The organism is Vibrio atlanticus, assembly GCF_024347315.1.
Lineage (GTDB): Bacteria > Pseudomonadota > Gammaproteobacteria > Enterobacterales > Vibrionaceae > Vibrio > Vibrio atlanticus.
This window is the reverse complement of record NZ_AP025460.1, coordinates 3,373,749-3,395,734: the sequence shown is the minus strand read 5'-3', so window position 1 is coordinate 3,395,734 and position 21,986 is coordinate 3,373,749. Positions and strand designations below refer to the sequence as shown.

The window sequence follows — 21,986 nt, the reverse complement described above, 5'->3', positions numbered from 1 at the left end:
GGTGATGTACAGGAGGTTTCGTTGTTGGGATGGTTCTAATGATAGTTATTGGAAACACGGCAATGGATACATTGCTAAAGATATGTGGCGAAATTGACGGGTTAAATTATGCAAATCAGTTAGTTATGTTAGTATTTGATACTAGCTATTCACTTAGTTCGTTAGCTGTGCTGATAAAAGAGGCGGTTAATTGATTCTTTGATCACTGCCTACCTTTAGCTTTTCTATTATGCCAATCTTTAACATTTAAAAGTTTGAATTAGAACATAGCCTTAAGAGTAAAAGTCAGTTATTAGATATACTTCCCATGCTACAATTTGCATTCAATCGGATAGGTAATGTGATTATGTTAGTCCATTTAGCAATGCATAAGGGAGAGTATGGGTTTAGCTGAAGCTTTGATTAGTATTCCGCAGTCTGAAAGAGGTGGTGAGGTTGCTCAACGTGGATTTGATTATCAGACTTGCTGGGCGTTATCTCAAATGCTGGAATATGAACTGGATGGAAAGAACTACGTGTTTATCTTCGAGTATCATGATGATGTTCTTATTCTAGATGATGAAGTTTCCCCAAAAGATCTTATTTTTGCGCAGGTAAAAACCAGAGAGTCGCATTGGACTGCATCTTCTCTTAGTAGTAGCACGAAGAAAAAGCCAGTATCTATCGTTGGTAAATTATTCATTCACCATAAGAATTTTTCTGATTATTCGCCTAAGTTAATGTTTGTTACTAATGCTTCATTTAACTTGTGCGAACAGAACGGCGGTAAATCTTCGTTTAGTGCGGATGAGGTAAAGGATGAATATAAGACTAGCTTTAAACAAGCATTGAAAGAACAAGTAAAACTTGATGATGCTAGCATTGATCTTTCTGTGATGAGTTTTGTTCAATCCTCACTGAGCCTAGAGGATCATATTACACATTTAAAAGGTAAGCTGTGCGACTTCCTTAGCAAGAAGTTTGGGGATAGCTCTAACTTGAGTATTAATGTATTAGCGTCTTTACTTGAACGAGAATGCCGAGACAAATCTAAGGTAAAGTCAGCAGATATCATTGATTTTGCAGACCTTATTTCTCGAAAAGGTTTTTCATCCCAAGCATTTAACGGTGTTCTTGATTCGTTGAATGCAAGCAACAGCATGAAGCCTGATTGGGAAATGACGAAAACTGTATTTAGTGATCTCGGTAAGACACCTTTCCAGCTCATTCCGCTTAAAGCAATGTTCTCACAACTCTGTATGGACCTTAATCGAAATACAAAGAATCCGTCGACTGTATATTTAGAATATGCAGTTAGCCTTTACGACGAGGTTAAGATCCATTCGGATTTAAAACTATACGTAATTGAAACCATGCAAAAAATTGATGCACTTTGTCCGGACTATACATTGGCTCTAAAGCAAGGGAAGAAAGAATGTATCGTTGTTTATTCAATAATCCAGAAGCTATTAGAGGGAGGTGAGATATGAAAAGCATCTACTTCAAAAGTGTTCATATATTATCACTTCGTGATAAGAAAGGGTTCTTCTTCGAATTCTCACCAGATATAAATATAATTACGGGTGAGAACGACACAGGTAAATCTAGCTTTATCAAGAGCTTATATCACACATTAGGTGCTGATGTTCGTCTAGATAAAAAGTGGAAGGATGATAACTTCATTTCAAAAGTGGTTATTTGTGTTAATGATCGTGATTATGCTTTTGTTCGACACGAAAAACGTATTTCCATATTTGATATCACTGAAGGACAGAAACACTTAGTCACCTCTAATTCACGTACAGACATTGCATTAGCTGTAAGAGATATCTTTGATTTCAACTTAGAGCTTGTTACTAAGAGTAACTTGGTTCAAGGGCAAGCACAGCCAGCAAGTCTTTACCTTCCTTTTTATATTGATCAAGATAGTGGCTGGGGGAAGATTTTAGATTCATTCAGTAGCTTGGCAATGTACAAAGATTGGCAGAAAAACATCTTAAACTTCCATACAGGTGTAAAGCCCAAGGAATATTATAAGCTTCAAGGAAAGATTAATTTAATTGATATCGACCTCGAAGAAATCAGAGCAACATTAAAAGCTCTAGAAGCTGCAAAGAAGCGTTTCGAAGAATCATTTGGAAGAGTACTTTTTGATGTTGATGTTGAATATTATGAAGAATTATTAGAGCGGTTCCTTCGTAAGTGTCAAGACTTGCATCAGGAAGAAACAGAATACAGAATCAAGCTAATTGAAGTCTTATCTTTGCGAGATGAATTAGTAGCTGAGATAGAAGAATCAAAAAGACAGCTTGATGAAAATAACATCGATTCTCTATCGCCATCGGCAGGCTTAGAAGCCAAATATGCGGTACTTGAAAATAGAGATAAGCTTTTACAAATCGTCCCCGAATTGTATGAGCAAAAGTCAGTATATGATGAGAAAATTACAAGTATCAAAGAAGATTTGAAAAATGCTCAAAAGTTAAGCTCTGAGCTGAAAGGTATGCTTCAGGAAGTAAAAGAACACTTGACTCTTCAAGACGTTATTAAATCACAAGCAAGTAAGCAGGTTGAGTTCACTTTCGATGAGCAGATTAATGAGTTGCTACAGAAAATAGGTGAATTAGATGTCGCTAGAACTGAGCTATCCGAAGAGATTGCAAAGTTCGATGATAAAAAGCGCTCCAAAGAAATTAATGACAAATTCAAAGAGTCATTAAAATTGGCACAAACTGAGTTAGGTATTAAAGATCCGAAAGTTGGCACTATTCTTCAATACGGTCCGATCTCGAAGAGCGAAACAGGTAGCCGTGCTCCAAGAGCTATATTGGCTTATCACTATGCTCTTCTTAAAACGATAGAAGATAAATCAACAAACCCAATGCTTCCTGTGGTAATCGATTCGCCTAAACAGCAAGACCCTGACCCACATACAGCGAAAAAGCTTTTCGATTTATGTATCGACGGTCTTTCAACTAATAGTCAACTAATTATTGGTTCAGTTTCTTTTGAGAAGGCAACAGATGAATTTAAAACACTGACTATGATTGAAAAATATAGCTTGTTAAAAACGAATCTTTACGACGAGGCTTATCAACAAATTATGCCTTTATATCAACAAGCTGTATTGTCTTGAAGAGTTGCGAGTATATCGACAGAGATATAATCGCGTAACAAAGAGTATCATCGCCATACTTTAGGCGTTGTCTGTGAAAGCGACCCTAAGATACTTTAAGTTATTTACTGAATGTTAAACCCTGATAATGGTAGGGCAGTCCCACTAATCGCTGGTTGAATGGCTACAATGTATCCATTGCTAAAGACATAGTCGGAAATTTAGCTCGAAGTTTAGACGTGGTGTTAGTTGGTCAGTGGTTCTCGATACTATTTGTAAATAACATTCCGTGGTGAGCGTATTGCAGTCTATTCGCTTGCGTAATTCCCATATGAGACATGCCAACATAGTCAGGTTAGTTGTTTGATTGTGTCTTTAATGCAGCGAAATTACGTGTTCCAAATCCGCGTGTTGGGAGTTCGAATCTCTCCACCCCTGCCATATTTAAGGCTCTAGCAGAAATGCTAGAGCCTTTTTGCTTTCTGAAGCTAATTATACGCCATTAGCAAAGCAGCGGATTCCCCGACTTACCAAAACAGCGCGCGTTGGGAGTCTAAATCTCCACTCCTGCCATATTTAAAGTCTCAGCAGAAATTCTGGAGCCTTTTTTATTAGCTTCGACTCATAATGCTTTTACGCAACTTTTCCTATTTGGATATGTTGATATTCGAACCTTAACGCTTCCGTAATAGTTTGAAGATCGAGTCGAAGATAGAGGTCTTTTGGCTTTCTATATGTGTGATATTTAAGCTGTCATTTCTTGCATTGGCTGATATTTGGCCTTAGAAAGGTAAGTGCTCACTTATCCCAGCCTCTTTTATAAACAACCAACAGCACAATCCCCACTTCTTTATGAGAATTATTCTCAATATTTTGTTACATTTTGGTCGTTATTACTAAAAGGCAACAAATATGGATATTTCCCGTCGTAAGTTTATTCAATCATCTCTCGCTATATCTGCACTCACTGTTTTACCCGCTTGTTCTATGAAGCAGTCTGTTGATGCTCAAGGTAAGTATGTTTATGACTTAACTGCTGAACCTTCAATGGCTGAATTAGTCGTGGGATTTGACACTAATGTTTTAGCCTTTAATGGACAGATTCCAGCTCCGACGATTCGATGTCGACAGGGTGAAAAGGTCACAATTCGTTTTACGAATAAGCTATCAGAGCCGACGACTATTCATTGGCATGGCTTAAGAATTCCTATCGAAATGGACGGTGTTCCCTTCTTAAGTCAGCCACCGATCATGCCAGGTGAAACATTCATTTATGAGTTTACGCCGCCAGATGCTGGCACATTTTGGTATCACCCACATATGAATAGCGTTAAACAACTTGGTATGGGTTTAGTTGGCCTTATTATCGTAGAAGAAAGCACTCCCGTGCAGTTTGACGAAGAACACGCATTGATGCTTAAACATTGGCATATCGACAAGCAAGGTCAATGGAAAGGCTTAATGATTCCTCGACTCAGTGCTCGTATGGGTACTCCAGGAGAGTGGAGCAGCGTCAATGGTGTTCATGAACCTGTATACCAATTAAAGCAGCACGCAACGACTCGACTGCGTATTGCGAATGTCGATAATACGATCACTTATCCTATTGCTATCGAAGGGGCTGAGGCATGGGTGATTGCCATTGATGGTAACCCTGTGAAAACGCCTTATAAACTTACTCAACATAAAATTGGTCCGGGTATGCGTGTTGATATCGGACTGGTCGCTCCTAAAGCTGGTGAGCGAGTTAACGTTCTCCAAATGAAGGGGCGTTTCCCATTTTCTTTGTGTGAATTTGAAGTCGTAGATTCAGCATTTACTCAAGAGCGAGTGTTGCCATTATTACCATTGAATCCAGTACCTAATCTAGATCTTGCTAATGCTGAAGAGATCGATTTCGTGTTCGAGTGGGAGGGGGCGGTTTCACCTGTATCTAAAGATGGTAAATCGATGCCTAAATTTTGGCTTACTAATAAACGAGCGTGGGAGGGGATGAGCAAAGACAATATCCCTGAGCCGTTGGCGACTTTAGAGCTAGGTAAGACTTACATATTCGATCTTAAGAACGTCACTCAATATCATCACCCGATTCATATTCATGGTCATACATTCACTGTATTGGAACTTGATGGTAAAAAAATTGAAGAACCTTTCCATACCGATACTGTGTTACTTGGAAAGAATGGTCGAGCGAAAGCCGCATTTTTTGCCGACAACCCAGGACGTTGGATGTATCACTGTCATGTTATAGAACACATGAAAACGGGTTTAATGGGATATATCGAAGTTAAGTGACACCTGTAACGTTTAATATTTGCGCATGCATTCTTAGTTTCTACCCTCGCTTTTATCAGCGTTAAAGCTAGAATATAGGGATTATTGTTTGGGAGGATTCATGGGTCAGTTATCTATTTTAGGTTTTATTGCCATTGGTGGCGCATTTGGTGCTTGTTCGCGCTATTTGATTTCAGAGTTATGTGTGGTGATGCTAGGGCGTGGTTTTCCTTATGGTACGCTAACTGTTAACGTGATTGGCTCTTTAATTATGGGCTTACTCATCGCAGCGTTTGAGAATGAGATGGTTGCGACAGAACCATGGAGACAAATTATCGGTCTTGGCTTCCTTGGAGCACTGACTACATTTTCTACATTTTCGATGGATAACGTGCTTCTTATGCAGCAGGGTGCTTTCTTTAAGATGGGACTCAATGTGCTACTTAACGTGGTTCTCAGCATCTCAGCAGCATGGATCGGCTTCCAACTTTTGATAAAGTCTTAAAACTTTCTTACGATTTGTTAACAACTCGGCTTGGTTTATCCAAGGCGTTTTTATATACTCGATCGAACTTGTCGGAGTGCCATATGGCTGAGACCGTTAACTCGGGATCCGTTGAACCTGATCAGGCTAATACCTGCGAAGGGAACAAGAGTAGATATCTAACTAGAATCCATCTAGAGATCTATCTCCAGATCACAACTGTATTTCTTACCGTGATCCCTCTTGTAGCATCTAATCCGTCAAGCATTTTTATCCCTATAAATAATGGCTAAAAGCCAAGGAAAAATGCTATGTCGAGTCGTAAACAAGCAAGACTGGAAGCGAAGAATTTCATCGATTCTTTATCCGTACAACCTTATCCAAATTCAAAAAAAGCTTACATCCAAGGATCTCGAGAAGATATTCAAGTCCCTGTACGAGAAATATCACTTGCTGATAGCCTTGTCGGTGGTACCAAAAAAGAGCCTGTATTCGAACCTAATGTACCCATTCAAGTTTACGATACCTCAGGTGTTTACACTGACCCCAAGCATCAAATAGACCTGTATAGCGGCCTTCCAAAGTTGCGTGAGCAATGGATTGATGAGCGTGGTGATACGGAACTGTTAGACGATGTAAGCTCTGTTTACACTAAAGAACGTTTAGAAGATGAAACTCTAGACGACCTTCGTTACGGCAATCTACCTAGAATTCGTCGCGCGACTGACGATCAATGTGTTACTCAGCTGCACTATGCTCGTCAGGGGATTATCACTCCTGAGATGGAGTACATTGCTATACGTGAGAACATGGGGCGTCAGAAGTTTGCTGATGAGCAGCTTAACCACCAACATCCTGGCCATAACTTTGGCGCAAATCTACCGAAAGAAATTACCCCTGAGTTTGTGCGCAAGGAGGTTGCTGAAGGTCGAGCTATTATCCCTTCAAACATCAACCACCCAGAATCAGAACCGATGATTATTGGCCGTAACTTCTTAGTGAAGGTGAACGCTAATATCGGTAACTCTTCAGTAAGCTCTTCGATTGAAGAAGAAGTTGAGAAGTTAGTATGGTCAACTCGCTGGGGTGGCGATACCGTAATGGACCTTTCTACCGGCCGTAATATTCACGAAACTCGCGAATGGATCTTACGTAACAGCCCTGTACCAATCGGTACGGTTCCTATGTATCAAGCCCTTGAAAAAGTGAATGGTGTTGCGGAAGACCTTAACTGGGAAGTGATGCGCGATACTTTGATTGAACAAGCAGAGCAGGGTGTTGATTACTTCACTATCCACGCAGGTTTGTTGCTTCGCTACGTTCCGATGACGGCTAAACGTGTCACTGGCATTGTTTCTCGTGGTGGTTCTATTATCGCGAAATGGTGTCTTGCACATCACCAAGAGAGCTTCCTTTATACTCACTTCCGCGAGATCTGCGAGATCTGTGCGAAGTACGATGTTGCCCTGTCATTGGGTGATGGCCTACGCCCGGGTTCTATTGCAGATGCCAATGATGAGGCTCAATTCTCGGAGTTACGTACTTTAGGTGAGTTGACTAAGGTAGCTTGGGAATACGACGTGCAGGTGATCATTGAAGGCCCAGGACATGTGCCAATGCACCTAATCAAAGAGAATATGGAAGAGCAGTTAGAGCACTGCCACGAAGCACCTTTCTATACTTTAGGTCCACTGACGACAGATATTGCCCCTGGTTACGACCATATTACCTCTGGTATTGGTGCCGCCATGATTGGTTGGTACGGCTGTGCGATGCTCTGTTATGTCACTCCTAAAGAACATTTAGGCTTACCAAACAAAGAAGACGTGAAGACTGGCTTGATTACTTACAAGCTGGCAGCACATGCAGCAGACTTGGCAAAAGGACATCCGGGCGCACAAATCCGCGACAATGCATTATCAAAGGCGCGTTTTGAATTCCGTTGGGAAGACCAATTTAATCTAGCTTTAGATCCGGAAACCGCGCGTGCTTTCCATGATGAAACTCTGCCACAAGAGTCGGGTAAGGTTGCTCACTTCTGCTCTATGTGTGGACCTAAATTCTGCTCGATGAAGATCTCTCAGGAAGTACGAGAGTATGCGAAAGACACCGAACAAGTGGCGGCTGATAAGGCTATCGAAATTAAGATGTTGGATAACCCGTTGGAAGGAATGCGTCAGAAATCACAAGAGTTCCGTGATACCGGCTCTGAACTTTACCACCCTGCAGTAGGTGCAAAAGAAGCTCAACTAGAGGAATAATGACAGTGAAGATACTCATCCCATCTCAAAATATTGAGTTAACGGGAGAAGTGCAGAACTGTCTATTGGTTGCTAAGCGACAAGGCTTTGCAACCGATGCAGTTGAGTTGGGCGTAAGCCCAACTCAATACTTCTCTATCGTTGATGCTCAGCAGGCGTTATCTATTGGCTTTGCTCATGATGTTGATTCATTGGCTAAGTGTCAGTTAGCGGAATTGAACCATGTTGTTGATTACAGTAATTCAGTCGCGTTAACTGACGTTTGTGATGCCTTTATACAAACTCCGAATACTATCTATATCGGTATCTCAGATGATTCAGCTGTACTGGATATCTGGTCACACCTAGATGCTAATCGTGCTATCAAGAGTGAAACTACAGCTCATCAGGAGTTAGATAATCGCGGCCACTTTGCTTGGTTACTTACTTTGTTGGCGCTGGAATTCCCATTAGAAGACGCACTAGTTTTAGCTCGCGCAGCATCTAATGTTTCACGTGGAACATGGCCTGCACATTACCAAAATTTTCCTATCCCTGTTCTTGAAGATCAACGATTGGATATAAGCGTAGGTTGGGCTAACCAAGGGACATCACTTTCTTTTCCTGAATTGAATAAGAGTAGCCTCGGTTTATACCCCGTAGTTGATGATGTTGACTGGATCGAAAGATTACTCAAGCTTGGAATCAACACTGTTCAACTACGTATTAAGAACCCGCAGCAAGCGGACTTAGAGCAACAAGTCGCACGATCTATCGAGCTTGGTCGAGAGCATAACGCTCAAGTTTTTATCAATGATTACTGGCAGCTTGCACTCAAGCATGACGCTTTTGGTGTTCATTTGGGGCAAGAGGATATTGAAGAATCAAACCTCTCACAGTTGAGCCAAGCGGGTATAAAGATTGGTTTATCGACTCATGGCTATTACGAGTTACTGCGCATTGTTCAAATCAACCCAAGCTATATTGCGCTAGGCCACATCTTTCCAACAACGACTAAGCAGATGCCATCAAAGCCTCAGGGTATAGTTCGTTTATCTCTGTATCAACAGCTGATTGATACTATCCCATATACAAAAGAACTCACCGGTTATCCGACGGTTGCTATTGGTGGTATTGACCAATCGACAGCTGAGCAGGTGTGGGATTGTAGGGTGTCGAGTTTGGCGGTTGTTCGTGCGATTACATTAGCGGAAGACCCTAAAAAGGTGATCGAATTTTTCGAAAAACTGATGGCGTCTAAACCTCCAGCTCTCAAAGAAGAGGTTATGCAGGAGCCTAGCTATGCTGAGTGACTTTGAATTTATTCGTTATCAACGACAAATTGCGTTACCTGAAGTCGGTGAACAAGGACAACGAAACCTATTAAATAGCCATGTGTTAGTGATTGGTTGTGGTGGCTTAGGTAATGCTGCGGCTCTTTACCTTGCAGCTTCTGGTGTTGGAAAGATCGTGTTGGTTGATGATGACTGTGTGGATTCATCTAACCTGCAACGACAGGTCGCGTTCAAAGAAATTCAGTTAGGTTCGCCTAAAGTCGAAGCTATGAAGCAACAACTGACTGAGCTCAATAGCCGCAGTCAAGTTAGAACCATCAATCAGCGAATGAGTGACAGTCAGCTTGAACTTGAAGTGATGCTCGCTGATTTGGTGTTGGATTGTACTGACAACTTTGCGTCACGCCAGCAGGTTAACCAAGCGTGTTTCGGCAGCAATACACCTTTGATTTCTGGATCTGCAATCGGTTGGAAAGGCCAGTTTATTGTATTTGATTATCAGAATCAGAAAGGGTGCTATCACTGTTTGTTCCCGTTCAGTCATCATCCACAAACGACTCGTTGTAGTGATAGCGGCATCATAGGCCCAGTTGTTGGCACCATAGGTAACCTTCAAGCTTTGGCTGCTATTCAACATTTAACTCGTGGTGAGTTTCAGGTAGCAACACACCAGCTCAAACTGTTCGATGGCCAAACGATGAACTGGCAAAACTTAATGGTCACTCAAGATAGTGAATGTCCCGTGTGCAGTGCGTCTGCAGTTAAGCATTTAGAAGAAGAAATCCAATGAGTCATATAACGATCTCTATAAACGAGCAACCAGAACAGGTCGCGCACTTGTCGTCTCTAGCGGACATTATCCACGCTTTATCACTACCTGATCTGGGGTGTGTATTTGCAATCAATAATGCGGTTGTCCCGCGCAGCCAGTGGCAAAACACGGTCGTCAATGAAGGCGATGCTATTTCCCTTTTCCAAGCTATTGCAGGAGGCTAACCATGTTAACTATCGCTGATAAAACGTTTCAATCTCGACTCTTCACAGGAACCGGCAAGTTCGCGAACAAGCATTTGATGGCGAGTGCTATTGAAGCTTCAGGTTCGCAACTGGCAACCATGGCGTTGAAGAGAGTCGATATTCGCTCTGAGCAAGACGACATTTTACAACCAATCATTGATGCTGGCGTAAACTTACTACCGAATACATCAGGCGCTAAGAATGCAAAAGATGCCATCTTTGCTGCGCATTTGGCTCGTGAAGCGCTAGGCACAAATTGGCTCAAACTGGAAATTCACCCAGATCCAAAGTACTTGATGCCAGACCCAATTGAAACGCTTAAAGCCGCTGAGCAACTGGTTAAAGATGGCTTTGTTGTGTTGCCTTACTGCCATGCTGATCCAGTATTGTGTAAACGCTTGGAAGAGGTGGGTTGTGCTGCAGTTATGCCGCTGGGCGCACCTATTGGTTCAAATAAGGGTATTGCGTCTGCAGACTTCTTAGAGATCATTATCGACCAAGCGAATGTCCCTGTGATTGTGGATGCAGGCATAGGCGCGCCATCGCATGCTGCTCGTGCAATGGAAATGGGCGCAGACGCTGTGTTAGTGAATACGGCTATAGCTGCGTCGCAACAACCTGTTGATATGGCAATTGCGTTTAAGTTGGCAGTTGAGGCGGGGCGTATAGCTTACCTTGCTGGACTTGCAGGAAAAGTATCTCACGCGGTTGCTTCAAGCCCGTTAACTTCATTCCTAGACGAGTAGTAGTGCTATGACGTTTGTTGATCGATTTAAACAGCTCAACTGGGATGACATTGGTATGTCTATCTTCAGTAAAACGGCAGCGGATGTTGAACGTGCTCTGAGTAAACCCAAACGTGACTTAGAAGACTTTAAGGCTCTGATCTCTCCGGCGGCAGAACCTTACTTAGAGCAGATGGCGCAACAATCTTTGGCACTAACACGCAAGCGATTCGGCAATACGATGTCGCTTTATATTCCTTTATACCTATCTAACCTGTGCGCTAATGCGTGTACGTATTGTGGCTTCTCAATGGAGAACCGTATCAAGCGCCGCACGCTTACGTTGGATGAAATTGATGCCGAAAGTGCGGCTATCAAAAAGATGAAGTTCGATAGCGTTTTGTTGGTCACCGGTGAACATGAAACTAAGGTCGGGATGAATTACTTTCGACAGGTGTTGCCGAACATCAAAAAGCAATTCAACTACCTTGCGATGGAAGTTCAGCCGCTTGATCAACAAGATTACGCAGAACTTAAAACGCTAGGTTTAGATGCAGTGATGGTTTATCAAGAGACTTATCAGCCAAGGACCTACGCTGAACATCACCTACGCGGTAATAAAATGGATTTTGAATATCGTCTTGAAACCCCTGATCGCTTGGCAAAGGCGGGGATCGATAAGATAGGGATTGGTGCCTTGATTGGTTTGGAAGATTGGCGAACCGACTGCTTTTTTGTTGCTGCTCACTTAGATTACCTAGAGCGCACTTATTGGCAGACTCGCTATTCAATTTCATTCCCGCGTCTTCGTCCGTGTGAGGGTGGAGACTCTAGTGGAGGATTACAGCCTAAATCAGTCATGAACGACAAACAATTGGTTCAGCTTATCTGCGCATATCGACTCTTGAATCCTGAAGTCGAGCTATCTCTATCTACTCGTGAGTCAGCAACCTTCCGCGACAATGTGTTGCCATTGGGAATCACGAGTATGTCGGCGGCTTCTAAAACCCAACCCGGTGGTTATGCTTCTGGTGAAGAAGAGCTTGAGCAATTTGAGATAAGCGACGAGAGAAGTGCTGCCGATGTTGAGTCAATGATTCGTCAGCGAGGTTTCGACCCAGTGTGGCGAGACTGGCACAGTGCCTATTCTGGTTAATCAACATATTGGTCGATGTTCCACGTGAAACATCGTAATGATACAGGCAAATAAAAACGGCTACCTTTGGGTAGCCGTTTTGCTATTTGCTATTTGCTATTTGCTATTTGCTATTTAACTTATTAACCGAGCAAGCTCGTTTTGGTTCAGCTAACAGCTTAGTGAAGCGTTAAGCGTGAGCAAGTGGTGTTGTTGATTGGCGTAACCATTCCAATGTATCACCTTCAACTAGTGGGCTAACGTCGTTCCATACCTTCTGATGGTAGTCGTTCAGCCACGCCAGTTCAGGTCGTGTTAGCAAATCAACATTGATGTTGTGCTTATCGATAGGACAACGAGTTAGCGACTCAAACGTTAGTACTGAAAAATCACCTTGAGTTGGCAGCTCAACCACCAGTTCTAGGTTCTCGATACGGATACCAAATTCATCAGCACGGTAGTAACCCGGCTCGTTTGATAACACCATACCTTCAACAAGAGGCACGTCGATAAGCTTCTTAGAGATGCTTTGCGGCCCTTCATGAACACTTAGGAAGTGACCAACACCGTGACCAGTACCGTGGTCGTAATCGAAGCCTTCTGCCCATAAGTGCTGACGCGCTAGGATATCAAGTTGGAAACCACGAGTGCCTTGTGGGAAACGAGCTCGTGCGATGCCGATATGACCTTTCAGTGCGAGAGTGAACTGCTGAATCATTTCGTCACTTGGTTGGCCAATCGCGATAGTACGCGTGATGTCTGTTGTGCCATCTAGATACTGGCCGCCTGAATCGACTAGGTACAGAGTATTCATTTCTAACTGACCTGGTTCAGGTTGATTCTCATGGTTGTAGTGACACATTGCAGCGTTGCCGCCTGCCGCAGAAATGGTGTCAAAACTTAGATCCATCAGCGTCGGGTCTTGCTCGCGGAATGATTGTACTTTGTCTGCTAGTACCGCTTCGTTGTGTAGGTTACCTTGCGCGACTTCTGCATCAATCCAAGACAGGAATTTCGCCATCGCCACGCCATCTCGAATGTGACACGCTTTCATACCTGCAATCTCAGTTGCGTTTTTAGCAGCTTTTGGCATTAGGCATGGGTCTGCTGCTTCAATGATGTGAGCGCCAGCGTTTTGCAGAACCAGCGTGTACCAAGCATTACTCGTGCCTGAATCGACAGACACATTGTTACCTTCTAAAGACTGAAGGCGCGCTTCAAGCTCTGATGGGTGAGAAACGCGAATACCATTACCAACGTGTGCTTCAAAGCCTGCTGGGATGCGTGCTGGGTCTAGGAAGAAATCGACGCTTTCATCAGCGTGAATGATTGCATTAGACAGTACAACAGGTAGGCGAGATACGTCCAAGCCACGAATGTTAAGCAACCAACAGATTGAGTCTAGCTCGGTAAGGATAGCGGCGTCCGCACCTTTTGCTTTTAGTAAGCCAGCAATCTCCGCACGTTTGCTTTCACTTGATTGACCAACGGCATCTGTTGCCATTAGGCGAACATCAGACACGACAGGTTCAGGGCGATCAGACCAAAGTTCATCAATTGGATTAGAAGAGAGTGTCGTTAACTCAACTTTCTCCGCTAGTTTTGCTTGTGCGCCTTTCAACCAAGCAGCGGTGTGCATGCGTGGGTCGAATGCAACCTTACTGCCTTGTGGCAATGAATTGATGATCCAATCTAAAGCCGGTTCTTCAATAAGGTGGCGATACTCAAATAACTCTGCTGGTACCTGCTTACGAACCTGAACGGTGTAGCGACCATCTACAAAAATAGCAGCAGTTTCACGAGTGATAACAGCGGCACCTGCAGAGCCAGTGAAACCTGTTAACCAGTGAAGTCGCTCGTTATGAGCGGGAACGTATTCACCTAGATATTCGTCTTCATGTGGAATGATAACGGCATCTAGGTTGTTTGTTTCAAGCCAAGATCGAACTGCAGCAACGCGTTCAGCAGTGATATTGTGCATCTGTGTTTATCCTTATTGTTAGGGTCCTTGTTAACACTCACAGTCGATATACATGCGAGGGGACTTATTAGGTCAATAAGCTAGCGCTTTTGTTCGTTTGCTGCAAACGCTGTACGCCATTTTTATCTAAGGTGCAGAGTTTTTTCTTTGATGATATCTCGCAACCAAGTTAAGGCTGGGTCATTTTCTCTGTCACGGTGCCAAAACAAAGTGTATGCCATCGGTGGGAATTCCATTGGTAAAGGAACAACCACTAAGTCGAGTTGCTTAGCGACGAGGTAAGTAAAGTGGCTTGGTGCGGTAAACACAAAGTCGGTGTAAGTACACAGGCTTGCGGCGCTATTGAAGTCTGGAACAGAAATAGCGATATCACGTTGATGGCCAAGATCAGCCAGTTTGTAGTCGAGCAGCCAGCGGTCGTTACCATCACACCTTACTTGTACATGACGCTGCGCAAGGTAGGTTTCCAGATCCCATTTACCACTCAGAGCAGGGTGGTTGCGTCTTAGTACACACATCTGTGCATCGCGGTAGATCTCTTGTTCGCAAATATCATCTGGCGGCAGCATGGTTAAACGCGCATCGTTGATGTCGATGTCTTTGCCAGTGAGTCCGATATCTAGTTCGCCAAGCTGCAGCTTCTTAAAGGTTTGTTCTGTCCACGCGTGGGTGTTGATATTGACCTTAGGTGCTTGTCGAAATATTGCCGGTAAGAAATGAGGAAGAATCAGTGGGTACACACTCTCAACGGCAGCAATGTGAAAGCTATGGTCACTGTTGTTGGGAATGAATGTCTCAGGCTGAGTGAGAACATCAAGTTGGTTGATCAACGTTTCTAACCGAGGCTTGAGGAACACAGCTTTCGGTGTTGGTCGTAGGCCATGAGCACTTCTCGTAAAAAGGGGGTCATTAAATTGTTCACGAAGCTTGGCCAATGACTTACTCACCGCTGACTGGCTCAAGCATAATCGATGCGCAGTGCGAGTGACACTCAGCTCTTCCATCAGCACCTGCAAGCAAACTAATAGATTGAGGTCGAGGCGTGATAGTTTCTCGATATTCATGTGAGTTTCCTATTTGGAATAATGCTAATGAGTATATGCCATTTTTGTTCATATCTTTAGTTGGTTATTATGCACCTAAATTAACTCATTCGGAGAATCTTGTGCCTTCTAACGCGCTTCCAACCCCTAGTAAACTGCAGGTTGCTTTATTGGCAATGCTGGTTCTATTTAGCCCTCTGGCTATAGATATTTATCTTCCAGCTCTGCCACAAATTTCAACAGCGTTTCACGTGGAACACGCACTAGCACAAGATACGATTACTTGGTTTTTATTCGCCATGGGTGTCGGGCAATTATTTGCAGGCCCTTTGGCTGATAAGCTAGGACGTCGAACCGTTGCATTGGGAGGTGTTAGTATCTATGCATTGAGTGCTTGCTTGGCGTGGGCAGCTCAATCGATTGATATGATGCTAATAGCTCGGCTGCTACAAGGCTTAGGAGCTTGTGCGACTTCTGTAGCAGCCTTTGCGACGGTTCGCGATCTATTTGGCCCTGAGAAGAGTGGCCGTATGATCAGTTACCTAAATGGTGCAATTTGCTTTATTCCTGCATTAGCACCGATTCTGGGTGCGTGGTTGACTCAACAGTTTGGCTGGCGCTCGAACTTCAGCTTCATGGCTGTGTTCGCTGTCGTGGTTGGCACAATTTTGTTTTTCCAAATGAAAGAGTCTAATCCTGCGACAGAAAAGGTCGCGGTGTTCAAACTTGAGCGTTACTGGTCGGTATTGAAAACACCATCATTCATCTTCCATGCGACATTGTGCTTGATGGCAATGGCAGTGATCCTGGCTTACGTTACCTCTGCACCTGTTGTGTTGATGGAAAACCTAGGTTTGACGATGAACGAATTTACCTTCTGGTTTGGTATTAACGCGGTTATCAACATCACGGCTGCATTCACTGCTCCGAAGTTCATGGACCGTTTTGGTACATATAAGGCGTTAGTTGTAGGTATCTCAACATTGGGTCTGGCTGGCGTCATTATGTTGGTACTTGCTGACCATGCTAGTGCGATCGCATTCATGCTGCCAATCTTCTTGTCTTCAGTTGGTTTTGCTTGGATTCTTGGTGCTGCAGCCGGTAAGGCACTTGAACCCTTCGGTGACCGTGCGGGTACCGCAGCTGCGTTGCTTGGTTTGTTCCAAATGAGTGGCTCAGGGTTACTGGTTGGTACCATGCAGCGCCTTGATTTAACATCACAAGTGATGATTGCGCTGCAAATGTTCCTGATTGTTCCAGCATTGTTAGTACTTGCGAGCAAAGCAGGTAAGTCGTGGCACACGACGTTTGCTAAGGCATAAGTCTCAAGGGTGACAAAATATACAAATGGCGGTTTGCGAAACGTTAAAACATGGTATATTTGTCACTCATTGAAACGTTAGTCCCCAACGGAAAATACTGTAATGTCATTAACAACCTACGAAATGGCGCGCATCTTAGAACAAATGGAAGATGCACCTGAAAAGGTCATGTTTGGTAAATTGCTTAAAGAGCTAGGAAACCAAAGTGAAGAGCGTATTCGCAGTGCGGCAAAACAAGTTCCAATCGACACTTTGCGAGATATTATTTACCAGTTTCAACGCGTGGTTGAATCTCGTAAAGGTGAACAAGTTCAGCTGCTAGCAAAAGAGCTGGCAGAGCAAGGTATTTCAGCTGAGGAATTACAAGCTTTTCTGAGCAAGTAGTTTTTCACCAGTTAAAAAGAAACCACTCATTTGAGTGGTTTTTTGCGTTTTGGATTTGCGATGAGGACTAGTTGCTAAATTGCTTCTTCAAGATTCTATCCAATGAAAATGGTCCTGCGCCCCATACAACGACGATAAGAATCATTAATCCCCAAAGCTGATGATCGTAGAAGCCTTGCGCCCACAATACAGGGTATGACACGACGGCCATGATATTGAAAACGAATAGTGCTGCAGCCATAGGTCGTGTTAATAAACCAAGTGCTAAGAATACTGGCAGAATCAATTCAGCGGCAGTACCCATATAGGCCGCTAACTCCCAAGGTAACAGTGGGACTTGGTATTCCAATTCAAACAAGTACAGAGTGCTATCCCAAGTTGCTATTTTAGTCAGCCCAGAATTAAAGAATACCCATGCCACCCAAAGGCGACAAAATAGCAGAAGCACTGGAACAAAAAGTGCCTGTGATTTCTCAATCAAATTGTCGTATTGAGCCATCATGTTCGTGACTGTGTTGTTATCCATATTATGTCTCCAATTCGGCATCGATTGAAAAACCTGAGATGACGTTAAGCGCCATGACAGTATTCAGATGTTGTAGTAATGAAGGGTCAATCTCAACGAGCGTTTGACCCGATTGCAATTCAGTTAATAGTTGGTGGCATTCTTCTGTCAAACAATGACTCTCAATCTGTGAATTCTCGGCTCGGATTAACACCCCAAATTCAGGTTGGTTGATGTCTAACCCGTCGAGTTGCTGCTGATAGATAGCTTGCTCAAGCGCGATCATCGTATAGCTAGAATTGACTAGTGTTATTGAACCTTTGAGATGAAATACTAAAGCGCCTTGTTGCTCTTGTGGCACATCAGCTAAACAAGAAAGGGGGCGCTGGTCGACATGTGATTCTGAAGTACATCTTACTAAGCTATCTTTTTGCCATTCATACAAAGTCACTTCAGTGAGATAAGGTGCAGCCTCAATCACGGCAGGAAAGGCTTGGATAGTCTGTTCAAAGTGTTCCCCATAACCGCTGACATCACCAGAGGTTGATGGATAACTTAAGACATGTTGACGAGCCATCTGTTGGAAGCACTCTTCACCAACCAGCATTTCAGTGAGTGGGTAGGTTGCTGCCAGTACTTCGCTCAAGCTAATCACAAAGTTGTTGCGGTAAATCTGGATGCGTTGCTCATCAGTAAAATGGTCGCTCACGATGTCGCAATGCTCACCATTGTTTTGGTAGCGTAACGCGTTCGCAAACTCCGATTGCACATTAGCTAAAGAGTGGCTCATGATGCGCGACTCCTTTGGTTGAACTTGTCGTGTTGATACAAGATATCACTGGCTTTGCTTGCTTCAGCCAATAAGACTTGTGGTTCTGGGATGTCTAGATCCCACTCAATCAAGGTGTGGCGCAAACCATGTTGTGCTATCCATTGTGTGTAGAGTTGCCACACTTCGTCACAGACTGGTTTGCTGTGGGTGTCTATCCAGATCTCACCTTGTTCGAGTTTCTTTTTGGTAAAACCTGCCAAGTGAATCTCTTCCACTTTGTCTGCAGGAATTCCGCTTAAGTACTCTTCACAGCTGAAGCCATGATTAAAAGATGAGACAAAAATATTATTGAAATCGAGCAGTAGGTGACACTCAGTGCGTTTCTGTACCTCGGCCAAAAATTCCCACTCTGGGATGGTTGAATGCTTGAAGGCTAGGTAGCTCGATGGGTTCTCAATCAACATAGGGCGTTGCAGGCTGTCTTGAACCTCGATGACATTACGACAGAAGATTTCTAACGCTTCTTCTGTGTAAGGCAGCGGTAGCAAGTCATTGAAGTAATGACCGCCGGTCTGACTCCAGCTGAGATGGTCAGAAACCAAGAACGGCTCGATGTCATCAATGAGTTCTTTCAGCTGTAGTAAGTGATTTGGGTTGATGCGCTCAACAGAACCGAGAGACAAACCCACACCGTGGCAACTGATGTTGTGGGCGTTACGAATTTCTCGGAGTTGTTGACGTTGCGGTGATTGAGTTAAAAAGTAGTTCTCGCTGTGCACCTCTAACCAACTCACTAAGGCTGGGTTTTGGCTAAAGAAGTCCAAGTGCGGTGTTCTAAGGCCAACCCCTGTGTTGGGATGAAGAGTTTGAGTCACAACGATTCTCCAAATAAGAAGTGGAGGTGAGCTGAATGTCAGCTCACCATGCTAAGCAGCTCAATTATGATGATTGAGTGTTACCACCTGATAATTTGCCACACAGCCCTTTAGGTACGACTACGAATGCATCGGATTGGTTGTCTTCTTTTGCTGTACCCGCACATGAACTTGTTTTGGTTGCACAATCATTTTGGCCAGCTTTTGCCACGCCGTAGCATTTTTCTTTTGCTGCTGCTTCCGCAGGTGCTGATGTAAGAACTGCACCGCCGAACGCTAGTACACTTGTGATTGCAGCTGTAACAGCAAGATTAGAATTTTTCATAGTCATTCCCTCTAGGACTTAATAGTATTTCATATCGCAGGTTAATGGATTGTTAACTTGCTTACTAAAAAGGATAGGAAGAACCAGGAAATAATTTCACGACATTATAAGAAATATCAATATTAATGATGAGTTTCATTTTAAGTTGATGATTTTATGATGTTAATTTTTGAATGTTTTTTCTTCTTATTATCCTAAACGCAGCCTAGTGTTTAGGTTATAATCAACTTTTATGTATAAATACCCAGTAGTGAGCATATCCAATGATAGATCCTTCGCTTTTACTCGATGGCCTAAACGACAAACAACGTGAGGCGGTCGCTGCACCTTTAGAAAACCTACTTATTCTGGCAGGTGCTGGCAGTGGTAAAACGCGAGTGTTGGTGCATCGTATCGCTTGGTTACAAAGCGTAGAGCAAGCATCACCGTTCTCTATCATGTCGGTTACCTTCACCAACAAAGCGGCAGCAGAGATGCGTGGTCGTATTGAAGAGTTGATGATGGGCAGCTCGTCGGGTATGTGGAACGGCACCTTCCACGGCATTTGTCACCGCATTCTTCGTGCTCACTACCTAGATGCAAAACTGCCAGAAGACTTCCAGATCATTGATTCAGATGATCAGATTCGTTTGCTGCGTCGCTTAATCAAGGCGCAAAACCTTGATGAAAAGCAGTGGCCAGCCAAGCAAGCTTCTTGGTGGATCAATGGCAAGAAAGACGAAGGGCTGCGCCCAAGTCATATTGACGCCTACCATGATCCAATAACTCAAACGTGGTTGAAGATTTACTCTGCTTACCAAGAGGCATGTGATCGTGCTGGCTTGGTCGACTTTGCTGAGATCTTGTTGCGATCGCATGAACTATTGCGCGATAAGAAACACATCCGAGAGCACTACCAAGCTCGCTTTAAGCATATTCTTGTCGACGAATTCCAAGATACCAACAACATCCAATACGCTTGGTTACGTATGATGGCGGGCCCGGATTGTCGCGTGATGATCGTGGGTGATGATGACCAATCTATCTATGGCTGGCGTGGCGCTAAAATTGAAAATATTCAGAAGTTCTTGGATGAATTCCCAGGAGCTTCAACGGTTCGACTCGAACAAAACTACCGTTCAACCAAAACCATTCTTCAGGCGTCGAATGAGCTTATCTCGAACAACACTGAGCGTATGGGTAAAGAGCTGTGGACTGATGGCAACGATGGCGAGCCAATCTCAGTTTACTCAGCTTATAACGAGTTAGATGAAGCGCGTTTCACGGTTAGCAAAATCAAAGAGTGGCAAGAGAAAGGCGGTGCGTTAGAAGATACCGCGATGCTTTATCGTAATAACGCCCAATCTCGTGTGCTTGAAGAAGCGCTTATCCAAGGTGGCCTGCCTTACCGAATCTACGGTGGCATGCGATTCTTCGAGCGTCAGGAAATCAGAGATGCTTTGAGCTACCTGCGCTTAATGAGTAACCGCAGCAATGATGCGGCATTCGAACGTGTCGTTAATACGCCGACTCGTGGCTTGGGTGATAAAACGTTAGAAACGATTCGTCTTGCAGCGCGTGATCGTGGTGCAACCATGTGGGAAGCCAGTGTTGCTCTGATAGAAGAGCAAGTGTTACCAGGTCGTGCTGCGGGTGCTTTGAGCCGCTTTATTGAACTTATCAATGCACTTGAAGATGACACCATAGAACTGAGACTTCATGAGCAAACCGACCACGTAATCAAATCGTCTGGCTTGTTTGCAATGTACGAGCAAGAGAAAGGTGAGAAGTCGAAGGCTCGTATTGAGAACTTGGAAGAATTAGTAACGGCAACGCGTCAGTTTGAAAAACCAGAAGAAGCGGATGAAATGAGCATGCTAACAGCATTCTTAACTCATGCAGCTTTGGAAGCGGGTGAAGGTCAGGCTGATGAGTTTGATGATGCTGTTCAGTTAATGACTCTGCACAGTGCCAAAGGCCTAGAGTTTCCAATGGTGTTCATGGTCGGTGTCGAAGAAGGCATGTTCCCAAGCCAGATGTCGGCCGAAGAAGCGGGGCGTTTAGAAGAAGAGCGTCGTCTGTGTTACGTCGGCATGACCCGTGCGATGGAGAAGCTCTACATCACTTACGCTGAAATGCGTCGTTTGTACGGTCAAGACAAGTATCACAAGCCATCTCGTTTTATTCGTGAGCTACCAGAGACATGTCTGGATGAAGTGCGTATGAAAGCGCAAGTGAGTCGCCCTGCAAGCAGTGGTCGCTTTAGCCAAACCGCCGTGAAAGAGAACTTCAATGAAACAGGCTTTAGTTTGGGCTCTCGCGTTAAGCACCCTAAGTTTGGTGAAGGTACCATCATCAATTTCGAGGGAAGCGGCCCACAGAGCCGAGTTCAAGTTGCGTTTAACGGTGAAGGGATTAAGTGGTTAGTAACGGCTTACGCTCGATTAGAGCAGCTTTAATCTGCTACTTCGGCATCTAAAAATCGTTCATTATTAAAAACTAAAAGAGCAGCCAATGGCTGCTCTTTTTATTGCTT

General features: G+C 43.8%; 19 protein-coding genes and 1 riboswitch. Of the genes, 13 read left to right on the top strand and 6 right to left on the bottom strand.

Annotation, left to right across the window (positions count from 1 at the left end):
- Window positions 1-380: 380 nt before the first annotated feature.
- From OCV30_RS15315 to thiH, 10 genes are all read left to right on the top strand, one after another.
- Window positions 381-1,469: a DUF4297 domain-containing protein gene (locus OCV30_RS15315; RefSeq protein ID WP_065679814.1), complete on the top strand. Its 1,089-nt coding sequence runs from the start codon at window positions 381-383 to the stop codon at window positions 1,467-1,469.
- Window positions 1,466-3,115 (top strand): ATP-binding protein, encoded by a 1,650-nt coding sequence (locus OCV30_RS15310; protein ID WP_017084388.1) that lies wholly within the window; start codon window positions 1,466-1,468, stop codon window positions 3,113-3,115. Before OCV30_RS15315 ends, OCV30_RS15310 begins: the two co-directional genes overlap by 4 nt.
- 891 nt (window positions 3,116-4,006) lie before the next feature.
- Window positions 4,007-5,389 (top strand): multicopper oxidase family protein, encoded by a 1,383-nt coding sequence (locus OCV30_RS15305; RefSeq protein ID WP_065679813.1) that lies wholly within the window; start codon window positions 4,007-4,009, stop codon window positions 5,387-5,389.
- Window positions 5,390-5,489: 100 nt separating this feature from the next.
- On the top strand, window positions 5,490-5,873 hold the full coding sequence (crcB, locus tag OCV30_RS15300) for a fluoride efflux transporter CrcB (RefSeq protein ID WP_004736665.1): 384 nt from the start codon (window positions 5,490-5,492) through the stop codon (window positions 5,871-5,873).
- Between the two features lie 62 nt (window positions 5,874-5,935).
- Window positions 5,936-6,034: riboswitch (TPP riboswitch) on the top strand.
- Window positions 6,035-6,163: 129 nt separating this feature from the next.
- Window positions 6,164-8,113: a phosphomethylpyrimidine synthase ThiC gene (thiC, locus tag OCV30_RS15295; RefSeq protein WP_065679812.1), complete on the top strand. Its 1,950-nt coding sequence runs from the start codon at window positions 6,164-6,166 to the stop codon at window positions 8,111-8,113.
- Window positions 8,113-9,405, top strand: coding sequence for a thiamine phosphate synthase (locus OCV30_RS15290; RefSeq protein ID WP_065679811.1), 1,293 nt, complete (start codon window positions 8,113-8,115; stop codon window positions 9,403-9,405). Before thiC ends, OCV30_RS15290 begins: the two co-directional genes overlap by 1 nt.
- Window positions 9,395-10,177, top strand: coding sequence for a HesA/MoeB/ThiF family protein (locus OCV30_RS15285; RefSeq protein ID WP_065679810.1), 783 nt, complete (start codon window positions 9,395-9,397; stop codon window positions 10,175-10,177). Before OCV30_RS15290 ends, OCV30_RS15285 begins: the two co-directional genes overlap by 11 nt.
- Entirely contained in the window at window positions 10,174-10,383 is a 210-nt protein-coding gene (gene thiS, locus OCV30_RS15280; protein WP_065679809.1) for a sulfur carrier protein ThiS, read from the top strand. Before OCV30_RS15285 ends, thiS begins: the two co-directional genes overlap by 4 nt.
- 2 nt (window positions 10,384-10,385) lie before the next feature.
- Window positions 10,386-11,150, top strand: a complete 765-nt coding sequence (locus tag OCV30_RS15275; protein WP_065679808.1) for a thiazole synthase — start codon at window positions 10,386-10,388, stop codon at window positions 11,148-11,150.
- 7 nt (window positions 11,151-11,157) lie between these two features.
- Window positions 11,158-12,285: a 2-iminoacetate synthase ThiH gene (thiH, locus tag OCV30_RS15270; protein WP_065679807.1), complete on the top strand. Its 1,128-nt coding sequence runs from the start codon at window positions 11,158-11,160 to the stop codon at window positions 12,283-12,285.
- Window positions 12,286-12,454: 169 nt separating this feature from the next.
- Here thiH and OCV30_RS15265 read toward each other — a convergent pair whose 3' ends face one another.
- Window positions 12,455-14,245 (bottom strand): aminopeptidase P family protein, encoded by a 1,791-nt coding sequence (locus tag OCV30_RS15265; protein WP_065679806.1) that lies wholly within the window; start codon window positions 14,243-14,245, stop codon window positions 12,455-12,457.
- A 122-nt stretch (window positions 14,246-14,367) separates the two neighbouring features.
- Entirely contained in the window at window positions 14,368-15,309 is a 942-nt protein-coding gene (locus tag OCV30_RS15260) for a LysR family transcriptional regulator (RefSeq protein WP_012605070.1), read from the bottom strand.
- 101 nt (window positions 15,310-15,410) lie between these two features.
- On the opposite strand from OCV30_RS15260, the gene OCV30_RS15255 reads away from it, so the two are divergent.
- The gene (locus tag OCV30_RS15255) at window positions 15,411-16,610 is read left to right on the top strand and encodes a multidrug effflux MFS transporter (protein WP_026012368.1); all 1,200 of its coding nucleotides are present in this window, start codon (window positions 15,411-15,413) and stop codon (window positions 16,608-16,610) included.
- A 102-nt stretch (window positions 16,611-16,712) separates the two neighbouring features.
- On the top strand, window positions 16,713-16,994 hold the full coding sequence (gene tsrA / locus OCV30_RS15250; protein ID WP_016787602.1) for an H-NS-like global regulator TsrA: 282 nt from the start codon (window positions 16,713-16,715) through the stop codon (window positions 16,992-16,994).
- Between the two features lie 67 nt (window positions 16,995-17,061).
- Here tsrA and OCV30_RS15245 read toward each other — a convergent pair whose 3' ends face one another.
- From OCV30_RS15245 to OCV30_RS15230, 4 genes are all read right to left on the bottom strand, one after another.
- Entirely contained in the window at window positions 17,062-17,520 is a 459-nt protein-coding gene (locus OCV30_RS15245) for a DoxX family protein (protein WP_016787601.1), read from the bottom strand.
- Window position 17,521: 1 nt separating this feature from the next.
- Window positions 17,522-18,289: an HvfC/BufC N-terminal domain-containing protein gene (locus OCV30_RS15240; protein WP_065679805.1), complete on the bottom strand. Its 768-nt coding sequence runs from the start codon at window positions 18,287-18,289 to the stop codon at window positions 17,522-17,524.
- Complete coding sequence (gene bufB / locus OCV30_RS15235; RefSeq protein ID WP_065679804.1) at window positions 18,286-19,146, bottom strand: MNIO family bufferin maturase; 861 nt, start codon at window positions 19,144-19,146, stop codon at window positions 18,286-18,288. The genes OCV30_RS15240 and bufB overlap by 4 nt, the downstream gene beginning before the upstream one ends.
- A gap of 64 nt (window positions 19,147-19,210) precedes the next feature.
- Window positions 19,211-19,471 (bottom strand): BufA1 family periplasmic bufferin-type metallophore, encoded by a 261-nt coding sequence (locus OCV30_RS15230; protein WP_004736650.1) that lies wholly within the window; start codon window positions 19,469-19,471, stop codon window positions 19,211-19,213.
- A 263-nt stretch (window positions 19,472-19,734) separates the two neighbouring features.
- Between OCV30_RS15230 and uvrD the strand changes: the two genes are divergently transcribed.
- On the top strand, window positions 19,735-21,909 hold the full coding sequence (gene uvrD / locus OCV30_RS15225) for a DNA helicase II (protein ID WP_009848185.1): 2,175 nt from the start codon (window positions 19,735-19,737) through the stop codon (window positions 21,907-21,909).
- Window positions 21,910-21,986 lie beyond the last annotated feature (77 nt).

What these genes read in the sequence shown, in the direction of transcription:
- crcB (WP_004736665.1), top strand. Translation starts at nt 5,490, where the DNA reads ATGGGTCAGTTATCTATTTTAGGTTTTATTGCCATTGGTGGCGCATTT.
- OCV30_RS15290 (WP_065679811.1), top strand. Translation starts at nt 8,113, where the DNA reads ATGACAGTGAAGATACTCATCCCATCTCAAAATATTGAGTTAACGGGA.
- OCV30_RS15265 (WP_065679806.1), bottom strand. Translation starts at nt 14,245, where the DNA reads ATGCACAATATCACTGCTGAACGCGTTGCTGCAGTTCGATCTTGGCTT.
- OCV30_RS15245 (WP_016787601.1), bottom strand. Translation starts at nt 17,520, where the DNA reads ATGGATAACAACACAGTCACGAACATGATGGCTCAATACGACAATTTG.
- OCV30_RS15240 (WP_065679805.1), bottom strand. Translation starts at nt 18,289, where the DNA reads ATGAGCCACTCTTTAGCTAATGTGCAATCGGAGTTTGCGAACGCGTTA.
- OCV30_RS15310 (WP_017084388.1), top strand. Translation starts at nt 1,466, where the DNA reads ATGAAAAGCATCTACTTCAAAAGTGTTCATATATTATCACTTCGTGAT.
- OCV30_RS15230 (WP_004736650.1), bottom strand. Translation starts at nt 19,471, where the DNA reads ATGAAAAATTCTAATCTTGCTGTTACAGCTGCAATCACAAGTGTACTA.
- thiS (WP_065679809.1), top strand. Translation starts at nt 10,174, where the DNA reads ATGAGTCATATAACGATCTCTATAAACGAGCAACCAGAACAGGTCGCG.
- OCV30_RS15275 (WP_065679808.1), top strand. Translation starts at nt 10,386, where the DNA reads ATGTTAACTATCGCTGATAAAACGTTTCAATCTCGACTCTTCACAGGA.
- OCV30_RS15315 (WP_065679814.1), top strand. Translation starts at nt 381, where the DNA reads ATGGGTTTAGCTGAAGCTTTGATTAGTATTCCGCAGTCTGAAAGAGGT.
- OCV30_RS15305 (WP_065679813.1), top strand. Translation starts at nt 4,007, where the DNA reads ATGGATATTTCCCGTCGTAAGTTTATTCAATCATCTCTCGCTATATCT.
- OCV30_RS15260 (WP_012605070.1), bottom strand. Translation starts at nt 15,309, where the DNA reads ATGAATATCGAGAAACTATCACGCCTCGACCTCAATCTATTAGTTTGC.
- thiC (WP_065679812.1), top strand. Translation starts at nt 6,164, where the DNA reads ATGTCGAGTCGTAAACAAGCAAGACTGGAAGCGAAGAATTTCATCGAT.
- tsrA (WP_016787602.1), top strand. Translation starts at nt 16,713, where the DNA reads ATGTCATTAACAACCTACGAAATGGCGCGCATCTTAGAACAAATGGAA.
- uvrD (WP_009848185.1), top strand. Translation starts at nt 19,735, where the DNA reads ATGATAGATCCTTCGCTTTTACTCGATGGCCTAAACGACAAACAACGT.
- thiH (WP_065679807.1), top strand. Translation starts at nt 11,158, where the DNA reads ATGACGTTTGTTGATCGATTTAAACAGCTCAACTGGGATGACATTGGT.
- OCV30_RS15285 (WP_065679810.1), top strand. Translation starts at nt 9,395, where the DNA reads ATGCTGAGTGACTTTGAATTTATTCGTTATCAACGACAAATTGCGTTA.